Source organism: Clostridium amazonense (assembly GCF_056431285.1).
Genome location: NZ_JBWKMH010000023.1, coordinates 246,562 through 251,805, shown reverse-complemented (window position 1 = coordinate 251,805; position 5,244 = coordinate 246,562). Strand labels below are relative to the sequence as shown.

Sequence of the window (5,244 nt, the reverse complement as noted above, 5' to 3'; positions counted from 1 at the left end):
TTTTCACTCGTTCTTCCTCAGTATATTTTCTAATAAAATTTCCACTCATAATGCACCCCTCCATTCATTAATCTTAGTATAATTCCATTTGAATTATGAGTCTACATTTCTATAGGGGCCTATGAGATGTCCATGCTCCATTTAATATTATAGCTCCAATAATAAGTCTTAATATAAATTTAGAATCTAAATAAATCATAGACATAACTATAAGTTCAGTTATTATAATAGGTGCTGCTAGTGAATCTGTTCCAAATAAACTTATTGCATATAAAATAGCAAAGGGTGTTGCTACTATGTGCCTTATTTTTATATTTTTATGATCTTTCCTGTAAGCTACTAACATTACAGATATGGCTGTGACTATTATTATTATACATAATAATCCTAAATACCCTTTCATTGTTCCATTTTTAACCATAAGCATTAATCCCACTGAATTTGCTATAGCTAAAATTGTTACACCTATGGCAAAACACTTATTGATTTTCTCTATCATTGTAATTTTCTCCATCAAATTCCTCCTTAAATCTTTACTTTCAAATTATTGAATTTAAATTTTGTAATAAGTTTTTCTTGTAAACTGAAATTCATGTAAAAATAGTTTCTATAATATATTCGTTTAATTATTGGTAAAAATTTATAGAAATTTGTTATTTTTTTCTTTACAGTTTGAATTTAGCTAAATTTTGCAAAGTAAATTACAATTTTTAATAATTCTTTAATAAAATTTCACAACTTATAAAATTATTAAAAGTTGTATTAAAACTCTATAGTTTGTATAATAAATTATTATTACTTAAACTATAGGAGAAAAATTTTTATGATTAATAATTTGTTAGATAAAAATGTTATATACATATTAAATAATTTTATTTCTGAAGAATTAAGAATATATATTATGAAAAATATAATCACTATATATAATTCTTTTGACAATGCTCATAATATAAAACATGCATTAACAGTAATAAATTCTTCCATATTACTTGCAAGAAATTACAATGTAAATTATAGTATGGTATTTACAATTGCGGCCTTTCATGATATTGGTCTTAAAGTAGATAGAAAAAATCATCATATTAATTCCAAACATATTCTTCTAAATGATATTTTGTTAAAAGACTACTTTTCTCAGGATGAATTAATTATAATGGCTAATGCATGTGAAGATCATAGAGCATCTAATTTAAAGATACCTCGTACGCTATATGGTTTAATAGTATCTGATGCTGATAGGACTACTAACATAGTAGATATGATAACTCGTTGTTATGACTACACATTAAATTACTATAATGATTTAACCAAAGAAAAAACTTACTCTATTGTATATTCACATTTAAAAGATAAATATGGTGAAAATGGATATGTAAAATTTCATTTGAAAGAAAGTCAAGAAATCATTATGCAACCAATTTTAGAAGCTCAAGAAATTTTGAAAAATGAGTCAAAGTTTAAAGAAGTTTATAACAAAATAATTTACTAAGTTGTATACATTTATAGGGTTACAAATTCAAAGTGATCTCTTTATCAAACGATACTACTAAAGTTACATGTTATTCCTATATTTATATTTGGAATCAATTAACAATGATGGTGAGCAGAAGTGCATAAAAAACTAAATTTTTATATAATGCTTAAATAATTTACTTTTCAAATTATTATAGAAATTGATTGAAAAAACTGATACTTCCGTTTTATCCTTCATTGTTAATTGCTATAAAATACTTAAAATCTCTATTTCTCCACTAAAGTAGTCATGCCTTACTTTCTTATATGTTCAACTAATTCTAACTTTTCGCCACTAGGACCTTCTATGAAAAATATTTTCTTGTTATCCACTTCTTTAAATTCTTTAGATATACATTTAACATTATTTTTCATTAATTTTTCTTTGTACAAATCTATGTTATCTACAGTAAATGCTATATGCTCAACAATTCCATTTTGTACATAATTATAATCTTTTTCTTTAGTATATATAAGTTCTATAATTGAATTTTCATTTTCCAAAAAAGTTAATTTAATTCTTTCATCTTCATACTCATGATGAATTTTAAAATCAAAATTTTCGCAATAAAAACTCTTACAATATTCTATATCTTTAACCTTTAATCCTATATGATTTGTAAACATTTCTTTTCCCTTCTTTCATTTTAATAATATTTACTTTAATACAATTATAATACAAATTACTTTTATATACATAAAAATCCTATATTAAATAAATATTAGATTATAATAATTAAAATTTTCATTTTGTTAACATTTTATAAATACAAAAATTCCTTTACTTTATTTAAAATTTTTTTAAAATTCTATTCCGTATTTTCCCATTTTGATTGTATATTTAAATATGTTGTTTAAAAAAGAAAAGCTATAATGTCAATTTTAAGCTTATATTTACTATGGTAAAATACTATAACTGTTATTCCATTTATTTCATTTTAATATAATAAATTGACAGTTGTACATCATTAAAATAAAATTTAATTATACACTTTAAAATATTTTAACTATGTATTCATAGAGAAGCGAGGCGTATCATGTTTAAAAATTATGAAGAATTAAAAAATTACGTTGATAGTGAAGGCATAAAAATTATTGATTTTAAAGTTGTAACCTTAGATGGAAAATGGAATCATTTATCTATTCCAAGCGAAAGATTAAATAATCAGCTTTTTATAGATGGAATTGGATTTGATGGATCTAGCTATGGCTACTCTTCTGTAGAAAATTCTGATATGTGTTTTATTCCCGATTACACTACTGCATTTGTAGATACATATTGCAGTGCTCCTACCTTAAGTATGCTTGCTAATATATATACTGTAGGTTCATTAGAGGACAGATATTCTGGTGATCCAAGATATATAGCTGAAAAAGCTAAAAAATGTTTAAAAGATTTAAATATAGCAGATACTTTTTCTATTGCTCCAGAATTTGAATTTTATATATTTGATCATGCAGCATTTGAAGTTAAACATGAGCATCAAGAAGTCACCATAGATTCAAAAGAAGCATATTGGAATAGCAATGTAGGAGAAAACAATAATGGATATAAGGTTCCATTTCAAAATGGTTATCACATGTCACTTCCTCATGATTTAAATAATGATTTAAGAAGTGCTATGATTTTAAAACTTGAGGAAATGGGTATTAGAGTTAAATATCATCATCATGAAGTTGGTGCAGCTGGTCAATTAGAAATTGAAGTAGAACTTGATGAAATGTTACACATGGCCGATGCAACAATGATGGCTAAATATTTAATTAGAAATGAATCTGTATTACATGGAAAAACTGCAACTTTTATGCCAAAACCACTATATAATGAAGCTGGTAGTGGAATGCATATTCATATGTTGCTTGAAAAAAATGGCGAAAATATTTTTTATGATGAAAATGGATATTCTAAATTAAGTGATAAAGCTCTTTATTTTATAGGAGGAGTTTTAAAACATAGTAAAGCTTTATTAGGATTTACAAATCCTTCAACTAACTCTTATAAAAGACTTATTCCTGGATTTGAAGCTCCTGTTTCTATATGTTTCGCTACTGGAAATAGAAGTTCCGTTATAAGAATTCCTGGATATATAAAAGATCCTAAAAAGCGTAGATTTGAATTCAGACCTTCTGATGCTACTTGTAACCCATACCTTGCTTATTCTGCAATTCTAATGGCTGGAATTGATGGAATTATAAACAAAATTGATCCTACTAAAGAAGGTTTTGGTCCATATGATGTAAATGTATTTGATTTACCAGAAGAAGAAAAAAATAAAATTAAAGCTCTTCCAACTTCACTAGAAGAAGCATTAAAAGAATTAGATAAAGATCATGATTTTTTATTGCGTGAAAATGTATTTACTGAAGACTTCATAAAAAATTGGATAAATCATAAATATAATAATGATTGTAAAAGAGTTAATAATATTCCGTCACCAATAGAATTTGAACTTTACTACGATTTATAAAATAGAAATATCCTACTTAAGATTATGATTAAGTAGGATATTTTTATTAGTTTAAAATTAATTAAAAACAAAAACCACAAGAATTTCTTGTGGTTTTTTATGAAAATATTTTAATTATCTTCTATTTTGTTGTTTTCTTGCTCTTCTGCAATCTGGGCATCTTACAGGATCGTTATCGAATCCTTTTTCTTTGTAGAATTCTTGTTCTCCTTCTGTGAATATGAATTCTTTACCGCAATCTTTGCATACTATTGTTCTATCTGCCATTGTATATTCCTCCTTAAAATTAAAGATTTTACATAAGTTAATATATTCTCTAATTTATATTAGGAGAAATGTATTTATCTTTGTAAAACTTTTTTTAAATTATGTATTAATTATAACACGTTTTATTATTATTACAAGTAGTTTATGGAAAATTTATTTTAAAATTTCAACATTATAGAAAACAATATTGATTCATTTTATTTTAACTTTTAGAAATTTATTTTTATAAATAACTTTCTAAAAATAATAAAAAACTACAAGGAATGCTTGTAGTTTTTCTATGAAAATATTTAATTATCTTCTATTTTGTTGTTTTCTTGCTCTTCTGCAATCTGCACATCTTACAGGATCGTTATCAAATCCTTTTTCTTTGTAGAATTCTTGTTCTCCTTCTGTGAATACGAATTCTTGTCCGCAATCTTTGCATACTAATGTTCTATCTGCCATTGTATATTCCTCCTTAAAATTAAAGATTTTACGTTGATTAATATATACTCTCTAATTTGTATTAGGAGAAATCTATTTTTCTTTGTAAACCTTTTTAAATTATGTATTTATTGTATCATATGTATATATATTAATGCAAGTGTTTTTTGAAATTTGTCTTTTTTTATTTTAATTTAAATTTAATATAAATCATTTAAATCTATATCAATTCACATTTTAATAAAATATCTTATAGGGTTCCAAATTCAAAGTAATGTCTTTCTTAAATAATAATACTAATCTTACAGTTTATTCTGATATCATGGTTGAAACCAATTAAGAACTAAGAGTGAAAAGTGAATAGTTATGGTGAATATTACTCGCTTCGCTTTTAATATTTAAATTTGTTATTTTGAATTTGAACTTGTAACCCTATAGTTAATGCTAACTCTAAATTTTAAGTTTACATTTAATTATTGCTTTAGTTTCAAATACATACATAAGTATTATTACATCCTTAAAAGTTCAACTAATTTCATTTAATATGTAAAAACAAAAGCTATAAGATTAC

6 protein-coding genes are annotated in these 5,244 nt (G+C 24.3%); 2 read left to right on the top strand and 4 right to left on the bottom strand.

What is annotated here, in order from left to right; all coding sequences use genetic code 11:
• Positions 1–109 precede the first annotated feature (109 nt).
• Positions 110–514 (bottom strand): hypothetical protein, encoded by a 405-nt coding sequence (locus AC07E4_RS09335; protein WP_478216212.1) that lies wholly within the window; start codon positions 512–514, stop codon positions 110–112.
• Positions 515–823: 309 nt separating this feature from the next.
• Between AC07E4_RS09335 and AC07E4_RS09330 the strand changes: the two genes are divergently transcribed.
• Positions 824–1,489: an HD domain-containing protein gene (locus AC07E4_RS09330; protein WP_051540122.1), complete on the top strand. Its 666-nt coding sequence runs from the start codon at positions 824–826 to the stop codon at positions 1,487–1,489.
• 278 nt (positions 1,490–1,767) lie between these two features.
• Here AC07E4_RS09330 and AC07E4_RS09325 read toward each other — a convergent pair whose 3' ends face one another.
• Positions 1,768–2,139, bottom strand: a complete 372-nt coding sequence (locus AC07E4_RS09325; RefSeq protein ID WP_040327334.1) for a VOC family protein — start codon at positions 2,137–2,139, stop codon at positions 1,768–1,770.
• Positions 2,140–2,549: 410 nt separating this feature from the next.
• Here AC07E4_RS09325 and glnA point away from each other — a divergent pair, with 410 nt between their 5' ends.
• On the top strand, positions 2,550–3,980 hold the full coding sequence (gene glnA, locus AC07E4_RS09320; RefSeq protein WP_040327333.1) for a type I glutamate--ammonia ligase: 1,431 nt from the start codon (positions 2,550–2,552) through the stop codon (positions 3,978–3,980).
• Positions 3,981–4,094: 114 nt separating this feature from the next.
• On the opposite strand, the gene AC07E4_RS09315 is transcribed toward glnA, so the two are convergent.
• Positions 4,095–4,247, bottom strand: coding sequence for a zinc-ribbon domain-containing protein (locus tag AC07E4_RS09315; protein WP_040327332.1), 153 nt, complete (start codon positions 4,245–4,247; stop codon positions 4,095–4,097).
• A 294-nt stretch (positions 4,248–4,541) separates the two neighbouring features.
• Positions 4,542–4,694 carry a zinc-ribbon domain-containing protein gene (locus AC07E4_RS09310; RefSeq protein ID WP_040327330.1) on the bottom strand — a complete coding sequence of 51 codons (153 nt, stop codon included), beginning with the start codon at positions 4,692–4,694 and terminating at the stop codon, positions 4,542–4,544.
• Between the last annotated feature and the right edge of the window lie 550 nt (positions 4,695–5,244).